This is a genomic window from Acidimicrobiales bacterium, assembly GCA_033344915.1.
Taxonomy (GTDB): domain Bacteria; phylum Actinomycetota; class Acidimicrobiia; order Acidimicrobiales; family Aldehydirespiratoraceae; genus JAJRXC01.
Genome location: JAWPML010000001.1, coordinates 2828041 through 2854106 on the forward strand (window position 1 = coordinate 2828041; position 26066 = coordinate 2854106).

Genomic DNA, 26066 nt, shown 5'->3' on the forward strand with positions numbered 1-26066 from the left:
CCCAACCGATGGTCGCGCTCAGGTCCCGGCCCGCTGCTCGTCGGCGATCTCGCAGGCGTGCTCGTAGAGCTCACGGTCGAGGGTCGTGTCGTCCTCGATCGCTGCGGTGAGCGCGTCGGACACGACCGCCCGATTCGACGACACACGAACCCGCTCGATCCGCTCGAACGAGATGCCGGCCCGCCGGGCGAGCCGGGTGGCCATCCTGTCGAGCCGTTCGGTGACACCGACCACGTCCACCCGACGCAGCCGGGCGAGCGCCGCGGCAAGGTCCGCGGCGACCATGATCGTCGGGTCGCCGACGCCGGTCGCCAGCGCCGACAGCAACATGGTCTGGACCTCGTCCGGCTCCATGTTCGCTGCGGCGACCGCGGCGGCATCCTTCCCGGCCTGATGCGTCGACGCGTCCGCGGCGAACAGTCGCGTCTGGTAGTTGCGCAGACGGTCGCGCCAGGCGGGAATCTCGTAGATCGCTTCGAGGTCGTCCGGCGTTGCCTCGTAGCCGGCGACCTGGCGCAGGTGCGAGATCGTGCGGGCCGTCGGCTCGCGCAGCACCGTCACGTGCAGGTGATGGGGTGCCACCTCCTCCGCCACCCATGCCGGAACATGCGGCGTCAGGAGATCGAACCCCGTATCGCCGCGCACCCGCTCGAGAAGTGCGTCGATCGAACCCTTCTCCTCGAAGAGCGCGTCCGGCGTCGGATAGCAACGCGATGGCGCATAGGAGCCCTGGAGGGCCCGGATCAGTGCGCTACCGCCGGTCTTCATGACGTGGACGAAGAAGATCGGACTCGGTGGAGAACGGACCTGGCTACCCATGGCCATCGACGGTACCGCCCCCGGCCGCGGCGACCCCCAGACGACGATCTCTCGGATGTTTTCGTGATGTCGGGAACGAAACGGCCGACGGACACGTCATAGGACACAACCACCCCCCATCGCGTGTCCCGGCGGAGACATCCCGGGCATCAGAGGCAGGCACCCCCGTGGGCCCTTCGAGAGCACCTTCCCCCGACGCGCCCCGACGCGGGCGCACCAGCGACCAGCGCGGTGTCCTCGTGCTGCTCGGCGCCATCCTCCTCGTCGCCGCGATGGGCGTTGCGCCGAGCATCGTGTCGGGCGAGCCGGTGGTCGTCGACGATCCGGCCGCCGATGATCCGACGACGCCGACATCCGCGCCTGCCGTCGAGCGCATCAGCGACCCGACGACGACGCTCACTCCTGCGGGTCCCACACAGGTGCAACTCGTCGCCGATCCGCGGCCGGGTGATCTGCGCGTCGACCCGAACGGCGACCTCCTGGCGAACGACTACGAGCCCTGGAGCGGGCGCGAGATCCGACGGGATGTCGAGTACGGACCCGACCCGTACCACCGCTACGACCTGTACCTCCCGGCCGACGACGGCGCGCCGCTGATCGTCTACCTCCACTCCGGCGGTTGGATCGGCGGCGACCGTTCGTACGTGCCGCCGATGGTGTTGCGCTTCGTCGAGCTCGGCTACGCCGTGGCCTCCGTCGAGTACCGGATCGCGCCGTACAGCACGTTCCCCGGCCCCGTCGAGGACGTGAAGCGGGCGATCCGTGAGCTCAAGGCGATGGGGGTCGAGACCGGGCTGATCGATCCCGACCGCGTCGTGGCCTACGGGACGTCCGCCGGCGGCCACCTCGCCACCTTCGCCGCGGCATCGGTCGGCGAATTCGAGCCGACCGACGTCTCCCCGACCGCCCAGGCCTTCGATTCGAGCGTCGCCGCCGTCGTGTCCGCCGTCGGCCCGACCGACCTCGTGCAGATGTACGGCCACCCGAACGCGTGGGCGGCCCCGATGACCGGCACGTTCATGGGCTGCTTCCCGACCTGCACGCCGGATCAGCTGCTGCCCGCCAATCCGGCCGAATACCTGCACGCCGACCTCCCGCCGGCGTATTGGGCCTACGGCGCGCTCGACCCGCTCGTCGATGCGGACGCACAGGGCGTCGTGATCGCCGAGGCGTGGGCGGCCGCCGGGGCCGAGAGCTGGCTCGACGTCGTGGAGAACGGCGACCACAATCTCGACGGCACGCTCGTCAACCAGCGTGCCATCGAGGCGTTCCTCGCGCGGGCGATCGCCGCCGACTGAATGGCGCGAGTGCGCCGAATGTGAACGATCGCTAACTTCTGGGTACGCTGCGTGCATGAGCGAACCCCGTACTTCCGAGCGAGATGTCGTCATCGTCGATGCCGTGCGCAGCCCCATCGGCAAGCGCAACGGCGAGCTGTCCACCATGCACAGCATCAACCTGCTGGGCGACGTCCAGAAGGCGATCTTCGATCGCACCGGCATGGATCCGGCCGAGGTCGGTCAGGTCGTCGGTGGCTGTGTCGGTCAGGTCGGCATGCAGACCATGAACGTCGCCCGCAACGCGTGGCTCGCCGCCGGTCTCCCGCTCGGGGTCGCGGCGACCACCGTCGACGCCCAGTGCGGCTCGAGCCAGCAGGCGACCAACCTCGCCTACTCGCTCGTGAAGTCCGGCGTCGTCGACTCCGCCCTCTCCTGCGGCATCGAACTGATGAGCCAGATCAAGATGGGCGCCACCATCCCCGACGCCGACACCACCGGCGTGCCGGTCAACGCCCGCTACTGGGAGAACTACGAGTGGACCTCGCAGTTCGAGGGAGCCGAGCGCATCGCCGACCAGTGGGGCATCACCCGCCAGGACGCCGACGAGTTCGGTCTCCGCAGTCAGGAGCTCGCCGCGAAGGCGTGGGCCGAGGACGCGTTCAGCACCCAGATCGTCCCGGTCGAGGCGCCGGTGCGCGACGAAGAGGGCAACGTCTCCGAACAGACCACGACCGTCACCCGTGACGGCGGCCTGCGCGACACCACGCTCGAAGGACTGGCGAACCTCAAGCCCGTCGCCCGCGAGGACGGCGTGCACACCGCCGGCTCGTCGAGCCAGATCAGCGACGGCGCCGGTGCCGTGCTGATGATGACCCGCGAGAAAGCCGACGAGCTCGGGCTGAAGCCGCTGGCCAGGATCGTCGACACCTGCCTCGTCGGCACCGACCCGGTCCTCATGCTGACCGGTCCGATCGACGCCACGAAGAAGCTGCTCGACGACAACGGGCTCACGATGGACGACATCGGTGTCGTCGAGATCAACGAGGCGTTCGCCTCGGTCGTGCTCGCCTGGGAGAAGGAGTTCTCCCCGAACATGGACACCGTGAACCCCAACGGCGGCGCCATCGGCCTCGGTCATCCGCTCGGCGGCACCGGCTCGATCCTGGTGACCAAGGCGGTCCACGAGATGCAGCGCTCCGACATCGAGTACGGCCTCGTCACCATGTGCTGCGGCGGCGGCCTCGGCACCGGCACCCTCCTCCAGAAGCTCTGACCCGCGCTTCAACTGGGGTCTGACCCCAGTTGAAGCGGACTAGGCGAACGTCGTGGTGTCGGCGCGGGCGAGTTCGATCCAGGTGGTGCCGGGGGTGAGGGCGACGGGGACGCCGTCGGGGGTCGTCCACGTGGCGACCGAATGGATCGAGGGTTTCGTCCACGTCACCTCGATGACGTGACCGTCGGTGAAGACCCAGCCGCGGCCGGAGCCCAGGAACTGCTGTTCGAACACCGTTGACCCGGCCGTGTCCACCGACCCGGTGGCGACGTCGCGCACCTCGGCGACGACGACGTTCGCGGCGACCACCCGCTCCCCCTGCGCGTCGACGTGTTCGGTGCCGCCCTGGGTGCGGGCCCATCCCTCGAGGGTCGGGTCCCAGTCCCACTGGGCCGTCACCGAGGGGAACGAGACGGTGACGGACGTGGCGGGCTCGGCCGTCTCCGGCAGCCCGACCGCGGCAGTGCGGTACTCGAAGTGGGGGGACGGCGCCGAGCCGTCACGGCCGGCCGCGATCTCGTGCAGCGTCTCGGCCTCGATCATCAGGTCGTAGGTGCCGGGCCGGTCGGCGGCGCGGAAGTACTCGCCGCGACTCTGGGCCCCGAGGTCGATCATGTTCTGGCGACGCAGCAGCGCGGCGTGGACCAGGTTCGCCCCTGACCACGCGAAGATCGGCGTGTTGAGCGAGCCGAGGATGGCGATGTCCGTCGTACGGCCGGACCGGATGGGACCGAGCAGGGGCGCGTGCGAGTGATAGACCGCGGCGAGCCGCGTGAAGCCACCCTCGATCATCTCCTCGTAGACGAGATCCGCCTGGGCCAACGCCTCCTGCGGACGACCTTTGCTCGTGTTGTCGATCTTGACGACGATCGCCGGCCGGGCGGCCACCGAAGCGTCGTCCAACGGCAGACCCGTCAACGGCGCGATGCCGTCCGCGACAGGCGCCGGCGGCAAGGCCACCGCGGCGACGATGTTGCGATCCGGGTCGACCTGGCCGAGCACCCCGCGGTACGCCGGTTCCCCGCTCAGCACCGTCAGGGCGCCGACCGCGCCCAGCGGCTCGACCACGAGGTCCGGCGCGGGGCCGCGCGTCGTCGGTGGACCGACGGGAAGCGTCGAGCTCGATGCCGACGTCGTCGAGGTCTCGTCACCGGCGGGGACGGACGAATCGGTCGTCGACGATGTCTCCGGCTCGTCGGACCCGCCCCCACCGCACGCAGCGGCAAGGAGACCCAGAACGGCAACGGTCGCAAGGAGGCGGCGGGGCATGGCGGGTCACGCTAGACCCGGCGCACCGCGATTCGTCGGCGCGGCGCCGGTCAGTCGGTGGCGGACCCGTCCGTCGACCAGAAGGCGTGCCACGACGCCTCGCTGTAGGGCATGGAGCCGAGCCCGACCTGCCGCTCGGGCCAATCGGCCGGCGCTTGGGCCAACGGCGCCGGGTCGTCGTGCTTCCAACCGAGCCAGAGGAGGTGCTTGCGGCGGGTGAAGCGCCACTCCCCGCCGATGCGGACGTAACGGTCGTCGTACTTGATCAGCTGCTGGATGAAGCCCTCGTCGTGGTCGTCGATGAACCCGTGGGCCCAGACCGTTCCGGTCGCGTTGTCCGCGTCCTCGAACTCGATGAGGTGATTCGCGACGAGGACGACGGCGATGCCGATCTCCCGGAGGGACTCGTCGAAGAACGCCCGGGCCGCGTCCGCACCCTCGCCGTGCTCACCGAAGCGGGCATCGGGTCGGTACAACGCCGCCAGGGCGTCGATGTCGCGCCGATCCAGCGCGTCGCTGTACCGGTAGGCGAGCCGGCGGATGTCCTCCGTCGCGACGACCCGGTCGAGCGGACTCATCTCCTCGGTCATGTCCGGACGCTACCGTTCCCGCCGTGACCGACGCGACCGACGACCCGGCGATCCGCTTCGCGGTGATCGGTGTCGATCACCCCCACGCCCTGGAGCTGACCGGCGAGCTCCTGATTGCCGGCGCCGAATGCGTCGGCTGGGTGGAGACCCCGGGCGAGCCGGACGGCCTGTTCCCCGCGATCTTCCCGGACATTGCGAGCGTCGACGTCGACGATGCGCTGGACGCGGGCATCGACCTCGTCGTCGTCGCCGCCGTCCCGAACCTCCGCCCCGACTACGCCATCGCGGCCATGCGGTCCGGCGCGGATGTCCTGGTCGCCAAGCCCGCCGCCACGGACATGGACCAGCTCGCCGAGATCGAGACGACCGCGGCCTCCACCGGCCGCCGTTGGTGGGTCGCCTTCACCGAGCACTTCACGAGTCGGGCCGTGAACCGGGCCCACTCGCTGATCGCGGACGGGCGGATCGGCACGGTGCGCCACGTCATCGGCCTGGGCCCCCACCGCCGCGGCGATACCCGCCCGGCGTGGTTCTCCGACCCCGCTCGGTCAGGGCCGATGCTCGCCGATCTCGCCAGCCATCAACTCCACCACGCGGCGACGCTGCTCGGCTCCACCGATCTGTCCGTGGTCGCCGCCCGCACCACCGCGGCGCCCGGCGGCACGCATCCCGAGATCCTGGCCGAAGTCATGCTCGAGGGCGGCACCGGCAGTGCGTACTGCCGTGTCGATTGGATGACCCCGGCCGGCCTGCCGACGTGGGGCGATGTCCGCTTGATGATCACGGGGGACACCGGCACGATCGAGGTGCGGTCGAACTGCGATCCCGGCGGCGCCGACGACGGCGACCACCTCATCGTGGTGGACGCGGACGGCGTCGAACGTCTCGATTGCCGCGCCGACCTGCTCACGTGGGCGACACAGCTCTGTGCCGATGTGCGCGACGGGACCGAAGCGCTCGTCACCACCGCCCATTCGTTGGCGGTCAGCCGGCTCGCGCTCGACGCGGCCGCCGTCGCCCGGCGCTAGGACGCGTCCGCCTCCGCGGCCTCGACCAGCCGGTCGAGGAACCCGCCGATGACCCCCAGGGCCAGGTCGACGAACGCCCACCCCGCCTCGGTCGGTTCCGGATCGACGACGAGCCCCCACGACACATGGCACTCGTCGCCGTCGTCGCGGAGCACGAAGGTGCCCTCGTAGAGCTCGAGTCCGTGGTCGCCCTCCACCTTGTAGCTGCGACGCCACGGTGGCTCGAACGACAGCACCGTCTCGACGAGCGCAGTCTCCTCGAGCGCAGTGTCTTCGAGCGCAGTGTCCTCGAGCGCAGTGCCGCCCGTGCCCGCCTCGATCAGATCGAGCAGCACCGTCCACGTGTGTTCCCGCGGTGCCCGCACGTGCCGCTCCAACGACCGGGATGTGTGACGCACCTTCTTCGGCTTGTCGGTCATCGACTCCTCGATCCGTCAGCGGCTCCGCCGCGACATGGCCGCGACGATGTCGTCCACCAGGTCGGCCCGACTGATGATCAGGCCGGGCGACCACGGGTCCTCCTTGTTGAACCACAGTGGCGAGCCGTCGAGGCGGCACGCAACCAGTCCCGCCGCCTCGGCGACCGCGGCGGGGGCGCACGAGTCCCACTCGTAGAGCCCGCCGCCGTGCACGTACGCGTCGACCTCTCCCCGCACGACCGCCATCGCCTTCACCCCGGCGGACCCGACGGCCATCACGTCGGCACCGAGCGCCTCCTGGAGCAGGCGTCCGTCCATGTGCCGTCGCGAGCGGGACACGACGATCCGCGGTCGGTCGCCGACGCGCGACATGATCGGCTGCGGAGTGGGTTCCGTCGCCCACGTCGTGCGCCATCCCGGCACGGCGACGGCACCGGCGGTCACCACGCGGTCCTCCACGAGCGCGACATGGACCGACCAGTGGTCGCTCCACCCGAAGTCGCTCGACCCGTCGAGCGGGTCCACGATCCACACCCGGTCGGCGCTCAGCCGAGCCGGATCGTCCCGTCCCTCTTCGGACAGGACATGGTCCTCGGGCCGCTCCCTGGCGAGCTCGCCGACGATGAAGTTGTGCGCCGAACGGTCGCCCGTGTATTCGATCGAGCTCCACCCCTGTCGGTGCGCGTCGGGGTCGTCGAGGAGCGCGACGAGGAGGTCACCGGTGTCGGAGGCGATGCGCGCCGCGAGCGCGTGATCAGAGGCGTCGGCCACCGGCTGCTCAGGGTTCCCAGCTCGTGGGGGGATCGCCGTCGACGAGGCGCCGGCTCCGCTCGAGGATCTGCTCGGCGAACTCGGGATGGGGAAGGATCGTGAACCGACCGCTCTGGAGCGCCTCGAAGATGCGCTCGGCCACCTCTGCCGGGGGGATGCCACTGGCGACGAGCTCGCGCATCGCGGCCCGCATGAGGTCGTTGTCCTCCCCCATGGCCAGCGGCTCCGCCAGGTGTTCGGGCTTGTTGCGATCGCTGTCGGCGATGTTGGTCGCGACGAATCCGGGGCACAGCACGTGGACCTGCATCGCCGACCCCTGCGTCTCGAGCGACAGGGTCTCGCTCATCGCCACCACCGCGTACTTGGACACAGTGTAGGACCCGAGCATCGGGGTGGGCAGCAGGCCGGCCATGGACGCGGTGCTCACGATGGCGCACGGTTCACCGTGCGCGAGCATCCCGGGCCCGAACGCCTTGATCCCGTGGACCACCCCGAAGAGGTTGACGCCCAGCGTCCAGTTCCAGACGTCCAGCTCGGTGTCGAGCATCGGCCCGCCGCCGCCGACGCCGGCGTTGTTGAAGAGCACATGGACGGGACCGAACCGTTCGACCGCAGCTTCGGCCAGCGCGGTGACCGCGTCGAAGTCGGCGACGTCGGTGGTCACCCCGATGACCGCGTGACCGTCACCTCGGAGGCGGTCGACCTGTTCGTCGAGCACGCGCTCCTCGATGTCGCCGAGGACGAGGTTCATCCCGGCACGGCCGAGTCGCTCCGCGGTGGCGAGTCCGATACCGCTCGCCCCACCCGTGATCACCGCGGTCCGCCCCGTGAATTCCTGCATCACCCGATCCTCGCACGTCGGTCGGCGCGGCCACGAACACGGCCGACCGGCCGGGGGTCACCGGGCACGGTGCACGGAGACGGCATAGTCACCGCCGGCGAAGGGCCGGCGATCCCATGTCGACCAGCGGTCGACCACCTCGAGGCCGGCGGCGCGGCAGTGCGCGTCGTACTCGTCGACGGTGAGCCGGCCACCGCCCGTCTGGAAACCGGCGACCACGAGTCCGCCGGGTCGGGTCTGACGAGCCAGGTTGGACAGGACGGCCGACTCCGTGCCGGGCGCCACGAAGATCATGACGTTGCCGGGCATCACGACGAGGTCGAACGAACGACCGAGATCGACGTCCAGCAGATCACCCACGGTCCAGGCGAGTTCCGGCGCCTTCGACCGAGCCTCGGCCAGCATCGCCTCGTCGAGGTCGACACCCACGACGTCGTAGCCACGATGCGCCAACTCGATCGCGACCCGCCCCGTGCCACAACCGGCGTCGAGGAGGACCGGGTCGGCGAACCCCTCCCGGTCGATCAGCCATTCGACGAGGTCGACCTCACCGTGGATCGACTCCCCCGCCGCCGCCATCGCCTTCCACCGCTCGTCGTACGCCGCCCCGCGCGGCACGTCGTCACGCTCGCGCCATCGTGACATCGCTAGCCGACCGCGACCCGTTGCAGGGCCGTCAGATCGGTGATCCCGATCCGACGCCGGCCGGTGATGACACAACCTCTGTCGCGCAGCGTGCGCAGGGAGCGAGCGGTCGCCTCACGGGTCGCGCCGATCCAACCGGCGACGTCCTCCTGGGACAGCGCGAGATCGATGTTGACCCCGCTGCCGTTCACCTCGCCGTAGCGCTGGGACAGGTCACACAGCAGCATCGCCAGCCGCTGGGTGGTGTCCGCGCTCGCTCGCGCCGTCGTGCGGTGGACCGCGCTCCGCAGATCCTGGCTGACCCGTCGGAGGAGGTCGACCGCCAGCCCCGGTTCCTCCTCGAGGGCGCGGAGGAACTCGTCCACGCTCGCCTGGACGAGCTGCACGTCCTCGACGGCCACGGCGGTCGCCGAGCGCGTCGTGCCGTCGAGCGCACCGAGCTCGCCGAGCAGGTCGCCGGGCTCCTTCACACCGAGCACGAGCCGTCCGCCGGTGGGCGTCGTCACCTCGATCCGGATCCGGCCACCGACGACGCCGTACGCCGCCCCGGACGGGTCGCCCTCGCGAAAGACGATGTCGCCCGCCCGCACCCGCATCGCGGTGCCGTACCCCTCGAGCAACCGTGCCAAGTCCACGCCGGGGAAGTTACCCCCGGTCGTCGACCACGTCTTCTTCGTGTTCGTCGTCGTGTTCGCCTCGCAGCGTGGTCTCGGCCCGCCGGGACCCGAGCAGGAAGAGGAGTCCCACGGCCGCGCTGGTCGCCATCAGCCCGGCGGGTTCCGCGAGGAACGACGTGAGCGCGCTCAGGCCGGTTCCGCTGATCGGCGGACTGGAAGATGGGCTCGAGGGCGGCGATGCCGGTGGGCTGATCGGCGGCTCGTCGTCCTCCCATGCGACGACGGTGACCGGCCGGCAGCCGAAGGCGCGTTCGTCGGAACTGTTGGTGCCGGCGACGCAGAGCTCGGTGTCACCGACGTCGATGTCGAGCTCCGAGGAGAGCCCGCCCCAGTTCGCGTCGGGGTACCCGTTGCCGGTCTGATCGACGACCGTGTCGCCACCGCCGGTCATCTCCGCTTCCAGACCGGTCGGCCCGGCCCAGAACTGCGACCCGAAGAACGTGATCCCCGGCAGGAATCCCTCGGAGCCCTCGAGCACCATGCGGAACGAGATGTCCTCGGTCGCGGGGACGCCCGCGGTGACGACGTCGGGTGTCCCGAACCGCCCCTCGCGGACCGAGTACACGAACACCCGTTGGCAGGTGTCGAACGTGTCGCTCGACGCTGCGCCGTCCGCACAGGTGGCCGCGCTCCACACCGCTCGCGGGTAGCGGGCGGTCGTGATGTCACCATCGGTGAAGTCCGAGAGGACGAAGAGACCGTCGTCGAATCGACCGTGCAGGTACACGCCCTGGGCCGAGGAGCCGATGAAGCGCGAGCCCTCGAAGCCACCGTCGAGGAGCGCGAGGTCGAGGGTCGAACTGATGAACGTCACCGCGCCGGAACCGCCGGTGAAGTCGGCCGCCGTCAGGTCGAGGTTGGCGAAGGTGGCGCCGTCGAGGTTCGCATCGGTGGCCACGATGTCGGACCAGTCACCGTTGACGATCGTCGCCCCGGCGAAGTTCGCCCAGCGCAGGTCGGCGCCGGCGAGATCCTCGCCGACCAGGGTGGCCCCGGAGAAATCACACCACGAGAGGTTCGCGCCGGGGCCGAGTCGGTCGAAGCAGTCCGGGAACGGCTCGTCGTTGAGGACACCGAGGAAGGCGAGGCCGAAGAAGCCGCCCGGTCGTGCGTTCTCCACCCGTGTGATGCCGACGAGAACGAGCTCGTCCTGTTCGGGCACGTCGTCCTCGACGATCTCGACCGGGATCTCGGCCGTCAGCTCGCCGGCAGGGATCGTGGCGGTGCCGGAGGCCGCCACATAGTCCTCGCCCGGGTTGGTGGTGGGGCCGTGGCCGCCGACGACCCAGTCGAACGTGACGTCCTTCGCCGAGTAGTTGTCGAGCGTGAAGGGAACCATCACGGTGGCGTCGTCCTCGAGGACTACGACGTCGCCGGGAATCAACCTCGGCGGCTCGTCGTCGTCGACGATCGTCACGATGGAGAGACCGTAGAAGCCGCCGATCGTCGCGCCGCCGTCGGGGAGCTGGAACCGCACGACCGCGCGCTCGTCGACCTCGTCCAGCAGATCGCCGAACACACGCAGGACGATGTGATCGTCGAGGGAGAGGTCCACCGAGTCGACGAGGAGGTTGATGTCGGTCGGGTCGCTCGTGGGATAGCTCCCACCCTGCGTCTTGGCCTCGACGCCGATGATGTCGAGCTCCGCGTACACCGGCCAATCGACCTCGCGCGACAGGCTCAGGTCGATGTCGAGGGACCGGACACCGACGTCGCCTTCGTCGGTCGACACGCTCGCTTCGATGACCGCCACGGGCAGATCCTCGACGGTGCTCACGGCGACGGCTCGGCGCCAGAGCTCGGCGCCGTTGACGTCGAATCCCGTGATCAGGATCCGGCATGCCACCGGCGCATCGGCATAGCAGGTGGCGCCGTTCGTGAAGTTCTGGTCCCACACGTAGGAGAACGTGTAGTCCGCCCCGTCCACGGGGTTCGGCAGGAGTCCCCGACCGGAGAACGAGTCGCCGTCGGCGATGAGCGGCGGATGCGACCCGCTGTGGCAGTAGGCGTCCGTCTCGGCGAAGTACGGCAGACCGTTCTCGGCGTTGCCGCAGCTCGTGATGACCAGCGCGTCGGCCCCGTCGTAGCCGTTGGAACCGTCGATCACGAGGGCGATGACGTCACCGTCCGCGGGTGCGCCGGTGGGCGCAGGCACGATGATGTCGGGCTCGGCCCCGACCGACGGGACGACGAAGAACGCGACGAAGAGCACGATCGCGCCACCGATGACCGATGCCCGTGTTCGCCTCGCCACGCCCGTCTCCCTCACTCTCCGTGGTCACCGTACCGCACGTCGCGGCTGTTGTCAGCTGCGGCGGGAGATCCGGTAGACGCAGCGTTCATCGCCGGCGAGCAGGTGCTGGCTGCGCTCGACCGCGGCACCCTCACCGAGCGCATCGGCGAACAGGGCGAGCTCGTTGCGACACAGGCTCTGACACTCGGTCGCCGCGGCACACACCGGGCAGTGATGCTCCACGAGCAGCAGTTCGTCACCGTCGGGCACGACCTCCGCCATGTAGCCCTGCCGCGACCGCGCCTCGGCCAGCACCTCGACCCGGGCGCCGAGGTCGTCGGCCGCGAGTCCGTCCATCTGGGCCTCCAGCGCGGCGAGATGCTGTTTGTCGCGGGCGGCCAGGACGGCATCGAGGGCCTCGTCCCCCAGCTCGGCCCGCATCGTCTGGAGCAGCTCGACGGTGAGGTCGGCGTGGCGGTCGGGAAACAACTCGATCGCCAGGTCGGTGAGCGCCCAGCCGACCGGCGGGCGGCCCCGGGTACCCGTGACGAGGGTCTCCGAACGCACGAGACCACGCTCCTCCAGCTCGACGAGTTGGGGTCGCACGGCCTGGGTGGTCACGGCGAGTGCGTCCGCGATGCCCGCCGTGGTGGACGCGCCGGCCCGCTTGAGGAAGTCGACGATGCGACGTTGGGCGTCGCCGATACCGGCGCGATCGGACATGTCCACGAGCGTAGCCGATATTTCACAAGAGTCGTCTTGACAATTGTCGAGTCGCGCCACAATATAACAAGCACATACTTTCCTAAAGGAGCCCTCCATGCCCGGCATGCTCGAACACGCCAACGTCACCGTGACCGATCCGACAGCCTCGGCGGCGATGCTCGAGCGGGTGTTCGACTGGCATGTCCGCTGGGAGGGCCCGTCCATGCTCGGCGGCCGGACGGTGCACGTCGGAACCGACACGCACTATGTCGCGCTCTACACGCCGCCCGAACCTCCCGAGCCGATGGCGGACGCCGACCGGCTCGGCGGCCTGCAACACCTCGGCATCCTCGTCGACGACCTCGACCTGATCGAGACGCGGGTGCGCGCGGAGGGCATCGAGCCGTACAGCTTCATGACGTACGACCCCGGACGGCGCTTCTACTTCAACGACCACGACGGAGTCGAGTACGAGGTCGTCAGCTACCGCTGACGGTCGACACCGGAGAGAACGTCGGCACCGCGCTCCCGACGTGGTTCACTCTCTGGGTGCCGAACCCGAGGGCGAGCAGCATTCCGAAGCCGAGCATGGGCGACGTGATCGCCGGCTTCTCGGTCGCCCTGGTGCTGATCCCCCAGTCGCTCGCCTACGCGGAGATCGCCGGCGTACCCGCCCACATCGGATTGTTCGCGGCCGCGCTGCCCCCACTCATCGCCGCGCCGCTGATGTCCTCGCCGTATCTCCAGACGGGTCCGGTCGCGCTCACCTCACTGCTCACCTTCGGCGCCCTGTCCGGGCTCGCCGCCACCGGTTCCGCCGAATACGTCGAACTCGCCGCGCTGTTGGCGCTCATCGTCGGTGTCACCCGGTTCCTGCTCGGGCTGCTGCGCATGGGGACGCTCGCGTACCTGATGTCGCAACCCGTGCTCCAGGGCTTCACCAGCGCCGCCGCGATCCTGATCGTCTCGTCCCAGCTCCCGTCGATGTTCGCGGTGGACCCCGACACCGACGGCGTCTTGCCCCGCGCCTGGTCGACGATCACCTCACCGGGCGACTGGTCGGGCACCGCGCTGACCCTGACGATCCTCACCACCGTCGTCGTCCTCGGCTCCCGCAAGGTGCACAACCTGTTCCCCGGCGTGCTGCTCATGGTGATCGGCGCGACCGTGTGGAGCGCCGTCACCGACTACGCCGGCCCCACGGTCGGCAATCTCCCGGACGGCTTCATCACGCTCAGCCTCGACCTCCCCTACGACCAGTTCGGCGACCTGATCATCCCCGGCGTCGTGATCGCCCTCGTCGGGTTCGCCGAACCCGCATCGATCAGCCGCACGTTCGCGGCGCTCGACCGGATTCCCTGGAGCGCCAATCGGGAGCTCATCTCCTCGGGCGTGGCCAACGTGACGTCGGCGATCTCCGGCGCGTTCCCGGTCGGCGGCTCGTTCTCGCGCAGTTCGCTCAACCGCTTCGCCGGGGCGAAGAGCAACTGGTCCGGCGCCGTCACCGGCGCGACCGTGATCGCGGCGCTCCCGCTGGCCTCGAACCTCGAGACCCTCCCCCGCGCCGTGCTGGGAGCCGTGGTCTTCACCGCCGTCTACCGACTCATCCAGCCGAAGCCGATCATCCGCATGTGGCGCCAGAGCGCACCCCAGGCGGCGATCGCGACGGGCACCTTCGTCGCCACGCTCATGTTCTCCCCCAACGTCGAGCGGGGCGTCCTGCTCGGCGTCGCTCTCGCGATCGGCTTCCATCTCTACCGCGAGATGCGGGTCGATCACGTCTACGAGAGCGACGGCGACAGCCTCACCGTCCGGCCGGCGGGGGTCGTCTGGTTCGCGTCCACCCCGGCGTTGGAGGATGCGTTCCGCAATGCGGTCGCCGAGCATCCGGAGACCACCCACATCGTCGTCGACCTGGGCCAGTGCGGTCGCCTCGACTACTCGGGCGCCAACACGCTCTCGGAACTGATCGCCGATCTCGAGCGGGACGACATGACCATCGAGTTCGTCAACGTCCCCGACCACGCGGCCCGCGCCCTCGCGGTGTTCCTGGGTGGATCACACGGCGTGCCGTCGATCGAGGATCTCCCCGACGCGGCCCGCTTCCAGTGGGTCGCGCCGTGGCGGCGGTAGGGCCCGGTCGCGGCAGCCCTAGCCCTTCACGACCTCGGCGACCCGCTTGATGTCGTCGGGGGTGCGAGCCGAGACGTTCAGCATCGTGACGGGGCTCTCCTCCCAGGCCTGGAGGCGGTCGCGGATCCGCTCGACCGAGCCGACGAGCGAGATCTCGTCGGCGAAATCAGTGGGCACCGTGGCGATCGCCTCGTCGCGCTTCCCCTCGAAGAACAGATCCTGGATCTTGTAGGCCTCTTCCTCGTAACCCATCCGCGCCATCAGCTTGGTGTGGTAGTTCTGCCCCTTCGCACCCATGCCCCCGATGTAGAAGCCGAGCGACGCCTTCGTGCCGTAGAGGGCCGCCTCGATGTCGTCGGTGATGTTCAACGAGACGTTGACGGCGATCTCGAAACCCGGCTTCGCGTCCTTCAGCTGCTCCGCGTACACCTCGGGTCGGAACGGCGAGTAGTAGAGCGGCAGCCAGCCGTCGGCGATCTCGGCGGTCTGGGTCACGTTCTTCGGACCCTCGGCGCCGATCCAGATCGGGATCTGACGCAGCGGGTGGGTCATGATCTTCAGCGGCTTGCCGAGGCCTTCGGCTCCTTCGCCGGTGTAGGGCATCTGGATGTGCTCGCCGTGGAACTCCGCCGGACCCTCCCGGTCCATGATCTGGCGGAGCACCTGGACGTACTCACGCGTGCGGGCGAGCGGCTTGCGCGAGGGCATGCCGTACCACCCCTCGACGACCTGGGGGCCGGACACGCCGAGGCCGAGGATGACCCGGCCGCCCGAGAGATGGTCGAGCGTGACCGCGTGCATCGCGGTGGCCGCCGCGGTGCGGGCCGACAGCTGCACCACACCGGTGCCGAGCTTGATCCGGTCCGTGTGGGCGGCGATGTAGGCGAGCGGCGAGAACGCGTCACTCCCCCACGACTCGGCCGACCACAAGCAGTCGAACCCGGCGTCCTCGGCGGCCTTGCTCAACTCGATCAGGTTGTCGGGCATCGCCCGCGTCCAGTAGCCCCACGTGAATCCCAGCTGCATGGCGCCGACCGTACTGTCTCGCCTCGTGCAAGCTGTAGTCCGTGCGCCCCGGTCTACCGAGGCCTCGTGGGATCCGACGGCGGGCTCGTTCCCTAGGCCAGGATGCCGGAGGGCGCCGAAGCGGCGATACTGGTCACCATGTTCACGCGCATGGACGAGGGTTCGACCGAAGAGTGGCTGGAGATCCGCGAGCTGACGCTCGCCAGCCAGAAGCAGGTCGCCGACCGGATCATCCCGATGCTCGAGTGGTTGCGCAACAGCGTCGACGGCTACGCGGTCGACCAGTTGACGCATTCGCTGCAGACCGCGGCCCGGGCCGAAGCCGACGGCGCCGACGACGAACTCGTCATCACCGCGTTGTGCCACGACATCGGCAAGTTCGTGTCGACCGCGAACCATGCATCGATGTCGGCCGAGGTACTCGCCCCCTATGTCCGGCCCGAGCTCTACCAGCTGATCCAGCACCACCAGGTCTTCCAGGGGGCGGCCTACAACCACCACTTCGGTTGGGATCCCGATGCCCGCGAGGCGTTTCGCGACGAGCCGTGGTTCGACCTGGCGGTCACGTTCGCCGACGACTGGGACCAGATGTCGTTCGATCCCGGCTACCCCACGCCGCCCCTCTCCCACTTCGAGGAGCGCCTCCGGGCGGTCTTCGCCGAGCCCCGCATCACCAAGTAACGCGTCCGCGATTCACCCGCCCGCGACGACCTCGTCGAGCAGGGCGAGGGTCGCCTCGGCGATCGGCTGCCAGTCGAGGGCGGCCTGCCGTTCGGGCATCGCGGCGCGACAGGCCGCGAGCCGGTCCTCGGTCAGCCCGTCGACACAGGCCGTGAGGTCCTCGGCGGCGTCGCCGTAGTAGATCGCCGCGTCGCCCAGGGCCTCGCGGAGGTACCCCCACGAGGAGGCGAGGGTGGGGATCCCGGCGCCGATCGCGTCGGCCATGGTCCCCGTCGTCAGCATCCCCTCGGTGAACGGCATCACGAGTGCGTCGAGGGTGTGGAGCCGGCGGGCATAGACCGCGTGATCGGTCATCTCGTAGGGCTCGGCGATGATCCGGGGGTCATCGGGGACCGTCTCGCCGTCGAGGCTCCACACCCGCAGCTCGATGTCGTCGCGGGTGCTCGCGTGCACGGCGTCGAGCACGAGCTGCACGTCCTTTTGCACACGCGGCGCGCCGACCACGCCGAGCCGCAACGGCACCGCGTCCATCCCACACGCCTGCTCGGCCTCCGCCTTTCCGCCGGCCGGGCGCAGCGGTTCGAGCATGTGTCCCCAGTGACCGTGGGGGATCACGGCGTGGCGGGTGTGTTCGCCGTAGGTGTACTCCCGCTCCATCACCGCCCGGCCGTATTCGCTGTGGTGCACGACGACGTCGGCGTTCGCCGCCCACACCGCATACATGTCGGCGGCGTCCTGGTGGCGGTGGGGAACGCGGTTGTGCTGCGTCCAGAAGATGGTGACGCCGGCCTCGCGGAGCTTGCCGATCGTGCGCTCGGCCGCCTCCGGGGTCGGGCCGCTCGTCCACTCCGGCCAGTGGATGTGGGCCACGTCGAAGGCGCTCATCGCCGCGGGATCCTCGAGGATCCAACCCGACGAGTGGCGCGTGACCCGGTCGCCGAGCGGATCCCAGAGACTCGAGTCGTACCAGTGACCGTGGGCGGTGCTCGCCACCCGCAGCGCGGGGGTGACCCGGCACCGGTAGGACAGCGAGCGAGCGGGTTCGAGGACGAGTTCGTGGCTGCGGCCGTGCTCGTGCCAGAACGACCGGTGCTTCTGCATGCCTGCGGTGTCGACGACCGTGGCGGTGTGGGGCAGGTCCGTCTCGAACTCGACGGCGAGCGGCCGGACCGTGGTCTCCGGGATCGACACCGAGATCGCGTCGATGGTCGCCGGATCGCGATCCAGCTCGAGCTCCTCCTCGATCACGAGCGAACGCCGCTCGACCCGATAGCGGGTGCGTCGGGTGCCGTCGATCGCGATGTTGGCCGGCTCCTTCGCGCCGAGATCGAACGAGCTGAACCGGTCGAACGACACCGTCACCGCGTTCGGCTCGTGGGCGACCGACGCCGGGGGGCCCTGCGTGGAACGAACGGTGCCGTCGGCGTGGATCAGGGGGAGCCAGCCGATGTGGTGATTGCTGTCGACCGGCGTCTCGAAGGTGCCCGGGAGCCGCGGCGACGCCGCGTAGTCACCCCAGAAACCCCCGACGAACGGCAGGACGAAGTCGACGCCGCCGCCCCGATGGGCCCACACCGCGGCTTCGCGCTCGTCCTCGAACCGGACCAGGCGGTCCACCGGGCCGAAGCTCTGCGCCGGAGACGCGGCCTCGACGTCCGCGCCCCGCCGCAACTCGCCGACGGCCTGCACGAGCTTGCCGAGCAGGTCGAGCGTCATCTGGAGCCGGCGCTCCGGACCGCGGTAACCCATCGTCATCTTGTGCTGATGGGCGGTGACCACGCCATCGACGAACCAGTCCCGCAGCGCCCGCGCCGCCAGCGCCGCCTTGCCCAGCCACGCCCCGGGGTCATCGCTCATGTCGCGACCGACCGCGGTCGCACCCAGCTCGACGTTCATGACCACGCCGAGGGCCCCGGTCGAACGCCCCCACGACACGGCGCCACCCGGGGTCGCGACGTCCGCAAGGTCCCCCAGCACGGCCCGTAGCCCCGTCGCCCAGCTCTCGCCCAGCTCGTCGGCGAAGGGCTCGGCGAACAGGTACACGTCCGGCGTGTACATGTCGTAGTTCGCCCCGCCGAAGTCGTCCCACCAGCCGTAGGGCAGGCCACCGAAGAGTCCGCGGAGCGTGTCGAGCAGTTCGTCGAGGCGGTTGTCGTCCGGCAGTCGACCGAGCGCCCGTCGGGCGATCTCGCACCGGGTCAGCACGACCGCGAAGTTGTTGGGGAGCGTGCCGTCGTCGAGCATCGACAACATCGAGGTCGAGTCGATCGCGGACTCGACGTTCGCGATGTCGTCCGCCGTCCAGTGGGCCAGCCGCGGATTGTCGTCGAGTCCGCCGAGCCGAGCGAGCGTCTCGGCGGCGCGGTACGAGTAGAAGCTGTGCGTCGTCGGGCCGTCGAGTCGGCGCACGATCTCGAGCGCCACATCGTCGCCGCGAACACCAGCCACCTTCTCGACGCCCTCGGCGTGGAGCAACCCGAGCGTGAACGCGAGGTCCGCCCGGGCGTCGGCCCCGACGAGATAGCCACCGAACACCGGCGGGAGTTCGAGGGCGGGCGCGTGGTGCGACTCGAGCTCGGTCAGCACGTCGACGGTCATGTCCAGCAGCTCGTCGGCGAGCTCGGCCGCGGTCGTCACCCCAGCACCTCCTCGGTGGCAGAAGTCGTACGGTAGTTCCCGTGCCCTCGCCGTATGGAATGACCGCCGGTCACCGTCTGCAACCACCCACGCCCGTGCACCGCCACCGCCTCGAGAGCCCGAGCGGCCTCTCGATCGAACTTCTCGACCTCGGCGCCACGCTCTGTCGGATCGAGATCCCCGGCCCCCACGGCCCGATCCCGCTCTCACTCGGTCTCGATTCCGTGGCGGCCTACGAAGACCCGGTTCGCAACCCCTACCTCGGGGTCACCGTCGGGCGTTTCGCGAACCGGATCGGTGGCGCGATGTTCACGATCGACGACATCGCCTACGCCCTCGACGCCAACGAGGGCGACAACCAACTCCACGGCGGGTCGCTCGGGTTCTCACGATTCGTGTGGGACGCCGACGCGACCGATGACGCGGTCACCTTCCGACGCACGAGCCCGGACCGCGAGATGGGGTTCCCCGGAACGCTCCACGCCGCGGTGACCTTCCGGCTCGACGACCGCACGATCCACATCCGCCACGAGGCCACCTGCGATCAAGCGACCATCGTGTCGATGACGAACCACACCTACTGGAACCTCGGCGGGCCGACCGAGGCCGACGTGCGCGAGCACGCCGTGCAGATCGACGCGACGACGGTCGTGCCGGTGGACGACGCGACGCTGCCGAGCGGTCCGCCGCACCCGGTCGCCGGCACGACCCACGATCTGCGCGCGGCGACACGACTCGGTGACCGCCTCGGCTTCGGCCTGCCGAACGGCTACGACGACTGCTTCGTCGTCGACGGCGACGGTCTCCGCCGCCACGCCCGGGTCGACCACCCGTCCGGACGAGCGCTCGAGGTGTGGAGCGACCAGCCGGCCGTGCAGTTCTACACCGGGGCGTTCCTCTCGGGTGGTCCCGGTGCCGACGGCCGCGCCCACGACCCGTTCGCTGCGTTCTGCCTCGAACCGCAACACATCCCCGACGCGCCCAACCTCGACTGGGCACCATCGGCGGCGCTGCGACCGGGCGAGCGCTACGTTCACGAACTCGAGTTCCGCCTCGACTGGGCCGACTGATCGCGAGCGTCATGACCAATCCCCGTCTCACCAGCCGCAGCCGTTCCGTCGCCGGGAAGGTGGTGCTGATCACCGGCGCCGCGTCCGGCATGGGGCGGGCCGAAGCGCACCTCTTCGCGGACGAGGGCGCCACGGTCGCCGTGACCGACCTGCGCGAGGCGGACGTGGACGTCGTCGTCGACGAGATCACCGCCGTCGGCGGCACGGGGGCGGGCTATGTCCTGGACGTCACCGACCCGCAGGCGATCACGACGGTCGTCGACCGGATCCGGGCGGACCTCGGCCCGGTCGACATCCTCGTGAACAACGCGGGCGTCTCCCTGGGGGGACCGGTCGACGCCGACGACTTCGAGGACACCTGGGCGCTCGCCCTCGACGTTCTCCTCACGGCGCACCAGCGCATGGTGCGGGCCTGTCTGCCGGATCTTCGCGCGAGCGGCGAGGGCCGCATCATCAACATCTCGTCGACCGAGGGACTCGGCGCCCAGCGGGGCACGCTGCCCTACACCACGGCCAAGCACGGGGTCATCGGGCTCACCCGGGCGCTCGCGGTCGATCTCGCCACCGACGGCATCACGGTGAACGCGGTCTGCCCCGGCCCGATCCTCACCGGTATGACCGAGTTGATCCCGCCGGAGCACCGCGAGAAGTTCGCCCGCCGCCGAACGGCACTGCGCCGTTACGGCGACCCGGAGGAGGTCGCGCACATGGTGCTCAACCTCGCCCTGCCCGCCTCGTCCTACGTCACCGGCACGGTGATCCCCGTCGACGGCGGCCAGACGATGAAGAACGACTGATCCGCTCGGTTTCCACGGGTCCCGTCGTCGGGTACCGTTGCTCCCCGTTCATTACGTTTCTGTGACGACAGAACGTGTGCACCGCCTCGTCATGACCGTCCGCCGTCGCTTCCGTCGCCCTCGTGCCTTCGTCGTCATCGTCCTGGCGGCGTCCGCCTTCACGGCATCGCTCGCCGGCGCGGCCGACAGCCCGGACGAATTGCGCGAACAACGCCGCGAGGTCCAGGAGGACACGGCCGACATCGAGATCCTCGTCAACGCACTCACCGTCGACGCCGAGACGCTGACGGAGGAGCTCGACAAGCTCCGCGAGTCGATCGACGCGCAGCAGGCCGCGCTCGATGCCGCCCAGCGGCGCGTCGACGCGGCGGTCAGGCAGGAGATCGCGGCCCAGCTCCGCATCGACGATCTCGAACGCGACGTCGGGCGGGTGCAACAGCTGCTCCAGGACACCGCGGTCAACGCGTTCGTCGGGTTCCAGGGTCCGAACTCCGACAACGCCGCCCTCGACGAGAACCCGTGGCAGTACGCCCGCACCGAAGCACTGATCGACTTCGGCACCGGCAACACGACGGAGATCATCGACGAGCTGCGCGCCCTCGGCGCCGAGCTCGACCGCCAGCGAGAGGAAGCGGCAGCCACGAGGGCGGAGCAGGAGGACCAGGCGGCCGAGGTCGCCCGCCACAAGGCAGCCCTCGACGAGGCGTACGCCACGGAGGAAGAGGCGTTGCGCGCGGTCGAGGACCGGCTGGACGCCCGACTCGCCGAGGTCGCCGCCCTCGAAGCGCTCGACGCCGAGCTGGCCGCCGAGATCAAGGCCGAGGAGCAACGGATCGCCGACGCCATCGCCCAGCGCAACCGCGAACGCGGACCCGTCACCATTCCGAACGATGCGCCCGTCGAGCTCACCACGGTGCGGGGCATCGTCGTGAACGCGCTCATCGCCGAGCAGGTCGAGGGGTTCCTCGCGGCCATGGAGGCCCGCGGCTACCCACTGTCCGGGGGCGGCTACCGCAGCTCCGATTCCCAGATCCGTCTCCGCCGCTCCCACTGCGGCACGTCGGACTACGCCATCTGGGAGATGCCCGCCTATCAGTGCAGTCCGCCGACCGCCCGGCCCGGCCGGTCCGCCCACGAACGCGGACTCGCGATCGACTTCACCTACAACGGCTCCATCATCCGCAGTCGTAGCTCGTCGGTGTTCCAGGTCATGAGCGAGGTCGCCGGCGACTTCGGCCTCATCAACCTCCCCAGCGAGCCCTGGCACTGGTCGACCACCGGCGGCTGATGATCCTCGACCTCGCGGCGGCGGAGCCGGACACGCTCGCCCTGACCGACGACCTCGGCGGACAACGGACCCGCGCCGAGTTCGTCGATCGGGCCACCCGGCTCGGCCATGCGTTGCGCGACGAGCTGGCGGTGCCCGCCGGCGGTCACATCGCGCTGCTCACCGACAATCGGGTCGAAGTGTTCGAGGTCTATCTCGCCGCCGTGCTCAGCGGCGTGTGGTTCGTGCCCGTCAACGGCCTGCTCGCGCCCCACGAGGTCGACTATGTCCTGCATGATGCAGAGGCCGCGCTCGTGATCGCGGAACCCGACCTGGCCCACCTCGTGCCCGACGAGATCCCGGTCGTCACCCTCGGCCCCGAACTGGACGCGCTCGTCGCCCGGGCCGATGACACGCCCTTCGCCCTCGACGGCCCGCCGGGCTCGCGCTTCAGCTACACCTCAGGGACGACCGGGCACCCGAAAGGCGTCAAGCGCGCCGTCCCCGCGACGGTCGCAGAGATGCTCTCCCTCCAGGAACGCCTCGGACTCCAGGTCGGTTTCGACGGGACCGGCACCCAACTGATCACCGGACCCGCCTACCACGCCGCGGTCGGCGGCTACGGCTTCTTCGATCTGTGCAACGGGGCCCGGCTGCACCTCATGCGTCGCTTCGACGCGGCCCGCACGCTCGACCTCATCGGGGAGCTCCGGGTGCGCCGCACCCACCTCGTGCCGACGATGATGGTCCGCCTCCTCCGGCTGCCCGACGATGTCCGGGAGGCGTTCGATCCCTCGCCGCTCGACATCGTGCTGCACGGTGCGGCACCGATCAGCCCCACGGTGAAGCGGCAGATGATCGACTGGTTCGGCCCGATCCTCACCGAATACTGGGGCACGTCGGAGGCCGGTGTTTTCACCCGCGTCGACGCCGAGGACTGGCTCGCCAACCCGGGCACCGTCGGCCGCCCCGTGCCCGGCTTCGAGGTCTTCGCCGTCGACGACGAGGGGACGCGGCTTCCCGCCGGCGAGGTGGGCACGCTCTACTGCCACACCCCCGGGAGTGACCGTCCGTTCGAATACTGGAACGCGCCGGAGAAGACGGAGGCGTCCTACCTCGCACCCGGCGTGTTCTCCCTCGGCGACATGGGTTCGGTCGACGCGGCGGGCTGGGTCCATCTCGCCGATCGGGCCACGAACATGATCATCTCGGGCGGCGTGAACATCTATCCGACCGAGGTCGAGCAGGCGCTGCTCGACCATCCGTCGGTCGTCGACGTCGCCGTCTTCGGCATTCCCGACGACGAGTGGGGCGAGCAGGTGAAGGCCGCGGTCGAGTTCACCGCCGACGCCGGACCGGGCGCGGTCGACGAACTCCTGGCCTTCGCCCGGGAGCGGTTGGGCCGCCACAAGGTGCCGCGTTCGGTCGATGTCCACGAGCAGCTACCCCGCCAACCCAACGGCAAGCTCTACACCCGCCAACTGCGTGACCCGTACTGGGCGGGGCGGGACCGGTCGATCTAGACCGGTTCGACCGAGACCGGTTCGAGCTCGCGGTGCTCACCGTCGCCGACATGCCCGGCCGTGCCGGCCGAACGTTCGTTGAGGTAGAGACCGAGGAAGATGCCCGGGATCGCGACGAGACCGAGCATGGCGCCGGACGACACCATCACCAGCGCCGGCGCGGGGCAGGTGCCGGCGATGGCCCACCCGAGCCCGAACAACGCGCCCCCCTGCCAGTGGTGCCGCTCGGGCCGCGAACGCGACAGGCGCACGTCGCCCCCGAAGATCGAACGGGCTCGGCGCCGTTCGAGGACGTACAGCATCGGCGCCGACACGGCGATGGCCGACGCCATGATGAGGAAGACGTCCGCCTCGTCGAGCCGGAGCATCGCGTGGATCGTGTCGTACTCGTGGAGCTGGGCACCGGCGAGCAGGCCGCCGAACAGGGCGCCGAAGAGGAGGCCGACCAGGTTGAGTTTCACAGGTCACCTCCGGTCGCGACGCGGAGGACGAAGGTGGTGGCGATGGCGACGGCCATGAACGTCGCCGTCACGGCCAGGCTGGCCGGCGACCGTTGCGCGGTGCCGCAGAGTCCGTGACCGCTGGTGCAACCCCCGGCGCGGCCGGCACCGAAGCCGAGCACCGTCGCGCCGCCGAAGACCATCGGGACGACGATCCAGAGCGGCCACACGTCGCGCAGGGCGTCGTAGCCGCTGCGGACCTCGGTCCCCTCGCGGAGCACCTGCGTCACCACGACGCCACCGGCGAACATGCCGACGAAGTACCAGACCCGCCAGACGGCGACGTCGGTGCGGCGCCGCAGCAGGCCCGAGGTCTGGACATAGGCGCCGCTCGCGCCGAGTGGCTGGTTGGCGATGAAGAAGAGGCCGACGATCAGGAGACCGAGGCCGGGTCCGACCACGTACCACGGCACGCGATCCGGAAGAACATCGAACATGGAGTCCCCTTTCCCTCCTTGATCGTAGAGGTCAACCCTGGGCGGTCACCCACGCGCCATACCCGCCGAGCAGGTCACTCACGTCACGGAACCCCGCGGCGACGAGTCGGCTCGCGGCGATCGACGACCGGTATCCGCCGGCGCAATAGACCACCGTGGGCTTGGCGGCGTCGAGCGAGGCCAGTCGCTCGTTCAACCGGGTGAGCGGGATCTCGATGGCGCCCTCGATGGTGCCGATCGCCGTCTCACCGGGCTGGCGGACGTCGACCAACTGCACCTCGCCCTCGGCGCGGGCCCGAAGGAGGGCGTCGACATCGAGCCGGGAGCTCCCGACCACGTCGTCCGGGTTCGCCATGAAGGCGGCGAGCGGATCCGCGAGATGTCCGATCACATTGTCGAACCCGATCCGGGCCAGGCGGTTCTTGGCCTCCGTCTCCATCCCGGCGTCGGTCACGAGGACGATCGAGGCGCCCGGCTGGATGACACCACCGGCGAACTCCGCGTAGCGACCCTCGAGCCCGACATTGATCGCGCCGAGCAGGTGGCCCACGGCGAACTCGTTCGGGTCCCGCGTGTCGAGCACCACGGCACCCTGCCGTTGGGCGCGCACGATCTCCTCGATGCTCATCGCCGGCGGCGGCAACTCCTCGTCGAGCAGGGGTCGGTTCTCGCGATTCAGGTTGGCATCGAAGGAGAAGTACGCGGGCGGCGCGCTCTGACCGTCGGTCACCACCGCCACGAACTCCTCCCGGCTCATCGGCGCGACCGCGTAGTTGGTGGCCCGCTGGTCACCGATCGTGGACGTGGTCTCGGTCGAGAGGTTCTTGCCGCACGCCGATCCGGCACCGTGGGCGGGGAACACACGGGTGGCGTCCGGCAGGGTCATCAGCTGCTCGTGGAGTGAGTCGTAGAGCATCGATCCGAGGTCGTCGCTGGTGACCCCGCGCGATGCCAGCAGATCGGGGCGTCCGACGTCACCGATGAAGAGGGTGTCGCCGGTGAGCACGCCGTAGGGCACCTCCCCGCCGTCGTGGACGACGATCGAGATCGACTCCGGCGTGTGCCCGGGGGTGTGGCGGATCTCGAGCTCGACCGAGCCGAGATCGATGCGCTCACCGTGTTCGAGTTTGCGGATGTCGAACTCCGCGTCGGCTCGGGACCCGTAGGCGATCTCCGCGCCCGTCGCAGCGGCGAGCTCCAGATGACCGGACAGGAAGTCGGCGTGGAAGTGGGTCTCGATCACCATCTCGATCGTGAGGCCGTGCTCCGCGGCCGACTCGAGATAGGGGGCGACATCCCGGCGCGGGTCCACGACGACGGCGCGGCCGGTGTCCTCGTCGCCGATCAGGTACGAGGCCTGCGACAGGCACTCGAGATAGTGCTGCTCGAAGATCATCGTCGCCGCTCCTCCAAATGTCCGTACATTCCGCATGTTACACCGCGCC

At 69.8% G+C, this 26066-nt stretch carries 25 protein-coding genes; 10 read left to right on the top strand and 15 right to left on the bottom strand.

All coding sequences use genetic code 11. The features are described from left to right. Positions 1 to 18: 18 nt before the first annotated feature. The gene (locus R8F63_13575) at positions 19 to 819 is read right to left on the bottom strand and encodes a hypothetical protein (GenBank protein ID MDW3219637.1); all 801 of its coding nucleotides are present in this window, start codon (positions 817 to 819) and stop codon (positions 19 to 21) included. Positions 820 to 986: 167 nt separating this feature from the next. Between R8F63_13575 and R8F63_13580 the strand changes: the two genes are divergently transcribed. Beyond that, positions 987 to 2117, top strand: coding sequence for an alpha/beta hydrolase (locus R8F63_13580; protein ID MDW3219638.1), 1131 nt, complete (start codon positions 987 to 989; stop codon positions 2115 to 2117). Positions 2118 to 2172: 55 nt separating this feature from the next. Beyond that, positions 2173 to 3372, top strand: coding sequence for a steroid 3-ketoacyl-CoA thiolase (locus tag R8F63_13585; protein MDW3219639.1), 1200 nt, complete (start codon positions 2173 to 2175; stop codon positions 3370 to 3372). Between the two features lie 39 nt (positions 3373 to 3411). Here R8F63_13585 and R8F63_13590 read toward each other — a convergent pair whose 3' ends face one another. After that, on the bottom strand, positions 3412 to 4641 hold the full coding sequence (locus tag R8F63_13590) for a DUF3048 domain-containing protein (protein MDW3219640.1): 1230 nt from the start codon (positions 4639 to 4641) through the stop codon (positions 3412 to 3414). A 50-nt stretch (positions 4642 to 4691) separates the two neighbouring features. Further along, a complete protein-coding gene (locus tag R8F63_13595) occupies positions 4692 to 5231 on the bottom strand; it encodes a nuclear transport factor 2 family protein (GenBank protein ID MDW3219641.1) in 540 nt (179 codons plus the stop codon). Positions 5232 to 5254: 23 nt separating this feature from the next. On the opposite strand from R8F63_13595, the gene R8F63_13600 reads away from it, so the two are divergent. Further along, a complete protein-coding gene (locus R8F63_13600) occupies positions 5255 to 6259 on the top strand; it encodes a Gfo/Idh/MocA family oxidoreductase (GenBank protein MDW3219642.1) in 1005 nt (334 codons plus the stop codon). Here R8F63_13600 and R8F63_13605 read toward each other — a convergent pair. From R8F63_13605 to R8F63_13635, 7 genes are read right to left on the bottom strand one after another with little or no spacing between them, the layout of a single operon-like run. After that, positions 6256 to 6678: an SRPBCC family protein gene (locus tag R8F63_13605; GenBank protein MDW3219643.1), complete on the bottom strand. Its 423-nt coding sequence runs from the start codon at positions 6676 to 6678 to the stop codon at positions 6256 to 6258. The two genes, R8F63_13600 and R8F63_13605, sit on opposite strands and share 4 nt — an antisense overlap. Before the next feature lie 15 nt (positions 6679 to 6693). Beyond that, entirely contained in the window at positions 6694 to 7449 is a 756-nt protein-coding gene (locus R8F63_13610) for an inositol monophosphatase family protein (protein MDW3219644.1), read from the bottom strand. Positions 7450 to 7456: 7 nt separating this feature from the next. Next, on the bottom strand, positions 7457 to 8290 hold the full coding sequence (locus R8F63_13615; GenBank protein ID MDW3219645.1) for an SDR family NAD(P)-dependent oxidoreductase: 834 nt from the start codon (positions 8288 to 8290) through the stop codon (positions 7457 to 7459). A gap of 57 nt (positions 8291 to 8347) precedes the next feature. Then, positions 8348 to 8908 (bottom strand): class I SAM-dependent methyltransferase, encoded by a 561-nt coding sequence (locus tag R8F63_13620; protein ID MDW3219646.1) that lies wholly within the window; start codon positions 8906 to 8908, stop codon positions 8348 to 8350. Between the two features lie 29 nt (positions 8909 to 8937). Then, positions 8938 to 9570: a Crp/Fnr family transcriptional regulator gene (locus R8F63_13625; protein ID MDW3219647.1), complete on the bottom strand. Its 633-nt coding sequence runs from the start codon at positions 9568 to 9570 to the stop codon at positions 8938 to 8940. A 10-nt stretch (positions 9571 to 9580) separates the two neighbouring features. Then, on the bottom strand, positions 9581 to 11866 hold the full coding sequence (locus R8F63_13630) for a pentapeptide repeat-containing protein (protein ID MDW3219648.1): 2286 nt from the start codon (positions 11864 to 11866) through the stop codon (positions 9581 to 9583). A gap of 51 nt (positions 11867 to 11917) precedes the next feature. Then, positions 11918 to 12568: a FaeA/PapI family transcriptional regulator gene (locus tag R8F63_13635; GenBank protein ID MDW3219649.1), complete on the bottom strand. Its 651-nt coding sequence runs from the start codon at positions 12566 to 12568 to the stop codon at positions 11918 to 11920. Positions 12569 to 12665: 97 nt separating this feature from the next. On the opposite strand from R8F63_13635, the gene R8F63_13640 reads away from it, so the two are divergent. Beyond that, positions 12666 to 13043: a VOC family protein gene (locus R8F63_13640; GenBank protein ID MDW3219650.1), complete on the top strand. Its 378-nt coding sequence runs from the start codon at positions 12666 to 12668 to the stop codon at positions 13041 to 13043. 56 nt (positions 13044 to 13099) lie between these two features. Then, positions 13100 to 14683 (top strand): SulP family inorganic anion transporter, encoded by a 1584-nt coding sequence (locus R8F63_13645; protein MDW3219651.1) that lies wholly within the window; start codon positions 13100 to 13102, stop codon positions 14681 to 14683. 18 nt (positions 14684 to 14701) lie between these two features. Here the strand turns inward: R8F63_13645 and R8F63_13650 are convergent, their stop codons facing one another. Next, on the bottom strand, positions 14702 to 15709 hold the full coding sequence (locus R8F63_13650) for an LLM class F420-dependent oxidoreductase (protein ID MDW3219652.1): 1008 nt from the start codon (positions 15707 to 15709) through the stop codon (positions 14702 to 14704). 138 nt (positions 15710 to 15847) lie between these two features. Between R8F63_13650 and R8F63_13655 the strand changes: the two genes are divergently transcribed. Continuing rightward, positions 15848 to 16390, top strand: a complete 543-nt coding sequence (locus tag R8F63_13655) for an HD domain-containing protein (GenBank protein ID MDW3219653.1) — start codon at positions 15848 to 15850, stop codon at positions 16388 to 16390. Positions 16391 to 16402: 12 nt separating this feature from the next. Here R8F63_13655 and R8F63_13660 read toward each other — a convergent pair whose 3' ends face one another. Continuing rightward, the gene (locus tag R8F63_13660) at positions 16403 to 19027 is read right to left on the bottom strand and encodes a glycosyltransferase (protein ID MDW3219654.1); all 2625 of its coding nucleotides are present in this window, start codon (positions 19025 to 19027) and stop codon (positions 16403 to 16405) included. A gap of 41 nt (positions 19028 to 19068) precedes the next feature. Between R8F63_13660 and R8F63_13665 the strand changes: the two genes are divergently transcribed. The 4 genes from R8F63_13665 to R8F63_13680 all read left to right on the top strand — a co-directional run bounded on the left by R8F63_13665 (position 19069) and on the right by R8F63_13680 (position 23684). Further along, on the top strand, positions 19069 to 20097 hold the full coding sequence (locus R8F63_13665; GenBank protein MDW3219655.1) for an aldose epimerase family protein: 1029 nt from the start codon (positions 19069 to 19071) through the stop codon (positions 20095 to 20097). Between the two features lie 11 nt (positions 20098 to 20108). Further along, entirely contained in the window at positions 20109 to 20894 is a 786-nt protein-coding gene (locus R8F63_13670; GenBank protein ID MDW3219656.1) for an SDR family NAD(P)-dependent oxidoreductase, read from the top strand. A 61-nt stretch (positions 20895 to 20955) separates the two neighbouring features. Further along, the gene (locus R8F63_13675; protein ID MDW3219657.1) at positions 20956 to 22182 is read left to right on the top strand and encodes a D-alanyl-D-alanine carboxypeptidase family protein; all 1227 of its coding nucleotides are present in this window, start codon (positions 20956 to 20958) and stop codon (positions 22180 to 22182) included. Beyond that, the gene (locus R8F63_13680; protein ID MDW3219658.1) at positions 22182 to 23684 is read left to right on the top strand and encodes an AMP-binding protein; all 1503 of its coding nucleotides are present in this window, start codon (positions 22182 to 22184) and stop codon (positions 23682 to 23684) included. The genes R8F63_13675 and R8F63_13680 overlap by 1 nt, the downstream gene beginning before the upstream one ends. Here R8F63_13680 and R8F63_13685 read toward each other — a convergent pair. The 3 genes from R8F63_13685 to R8F63_13695 are packed head-to-tail and all read right to left on the bottom strand — an operon-like array spanning position 23681 to position 26017. After that, on the bottom strand, positions 23681 to 24145 hold the full coding sequence (locus R8F63_13685; GenBank protein MDW3219659.1) for a DUF6691 family protein: 465 nt from the start codon (positions 24143 to 24145) through the stop codon (positions 23681 to 23683). The two genes, R8F63_13680 and R8F63_13685, sit on opposite strands and share 4 nt — an antisense overlap. Further along, entirely contained in the window at positions 24142 to 24621 is a 480-nt protein-coding gene (locus tag R8F63_13690; GenBank protein MDW3219660.1) for a hypothetical protein, read from the bottom strand. The genes R8F63_13685 and R8F63_13690 overlap by 4 nt, the downstream gene beginning before the upstream one ends. A 31-nt stretch (positions 24622 to 24652) precedes the next feature. Continuing rightward, complete coding sequence (locus tag R8F63_13695) at positions 24653 to 26017, bottom strand: rhodanese-like domain-containing protein (GenBank protein MDW3219661.1); 1365 nt, start codon at positions 26015 to 26017, stop codon at positions 24653 to 24655. Between the last annotated feature and the right edge of the window lie 49 nt (positions 26018 to 26066).

Excerpts from the sequence above, each read along its gene's own strand:
- R8F63_13575 (MDW3219637.1), bottom strand. The coding sequence starts at position 819 with ATGGGTAGCCAGGTCCGTTCTCCACCGAGTCCGATCTTCTTCGTCCAC.
- R8F63_13585 (MDW3219639.1), top strand. The coding sequence starts at position 2,173 with ATGAGCGAACCCCGTACTTCCGAGCGAGATGTCGTCATCGTCGATGCC.
- R8F63_13590 (MDW3219640.1), bottom strand. The coding sequence starts at position 4,641 with ATGCCCCGCCGCCTCCTTGCGACCGTTGCCGTTCTGGGTCTCCTTGCC.
- R8F63_13595 (MDW3219641.1), bottom strand. The coding sequence starts at position 5,231 with ATGACCGAGGAGATGAGTCCGCTCGACCGGGTCGTCGCGACGGAGGAC.
- R8F63_13605 (MDW3219643.1), bottom strand. The coding sequence starts at position 6,678 with ATGACCGACAAGCCGAAGAAGGTGCGTCACACATCCCGGTCGTTGGAG.
- R8F63_13615 (MDW3219645.1), bottom strand. The coding sequence starts at position 8,290 with ATGCAGGAATTCACGGGGCGGACCGCGGTGATCACGGGTGGGGCGAGC.
- R8F63_13635 (MDW3219649.1), bottom strand. The coding sequence starts at position 12,568 with ATGTCCGATCGCGCCGGTATCGGCGACGCCCAACGTCGCATCGTCGAC.
- R8F63_13640 (MDW3219650.1), top strand. The coding sequence starts at position 12,666 with ATGCCCGGCATGCTCGAACACGCCAACGTCACCGTGACCGATCCGACA.
- R8F63_13650 (MDW3219652.1), bottom strand. The coding sequence starts at position 15,709 with ATGCAGCTGGGATTCACGTGGGGCTACTGGACGCGGGCGATGCCCGAC.
- R8F63_13655 (MDW3219653.1), top strand. The coding sequence starts at position 15,848 with ATGTTCACGCGCATGGACGAGGGTTCGACCGAAGAGTGGCTGGAGATC.
- R8F63_13670 (MDW3219656.1), top strand. The coding sequence starts at position 20,109 with ATGACCAATCCCCGTCTCACCAGCCGCAGCCGTTCCGTCGCCGGGAAG.
- R8F63_13680 (MDW3219658.1), top strand. The coding sequence starts at position 22,182 with ATGATCCTCGACCTCGCGGCGGCGGAGCCGGACACGCTCGCCCTGACC.
- R8F63_13690 (MDW3219660.1), bottom strand. The coding sequence starts at position 24,621 with ATGTTCGATGTTCTTCCGGATCGCGTGCCGTGGTACGTGGTCGGACCC.
- R8F63_13695 (MDW3219661.1), bottom strand. The coding sequence starts at position 26,017 with ATGATCTTCGAGCAGCACTATCTCGAGTGCCTGTCGCAGGCCTCGTAC.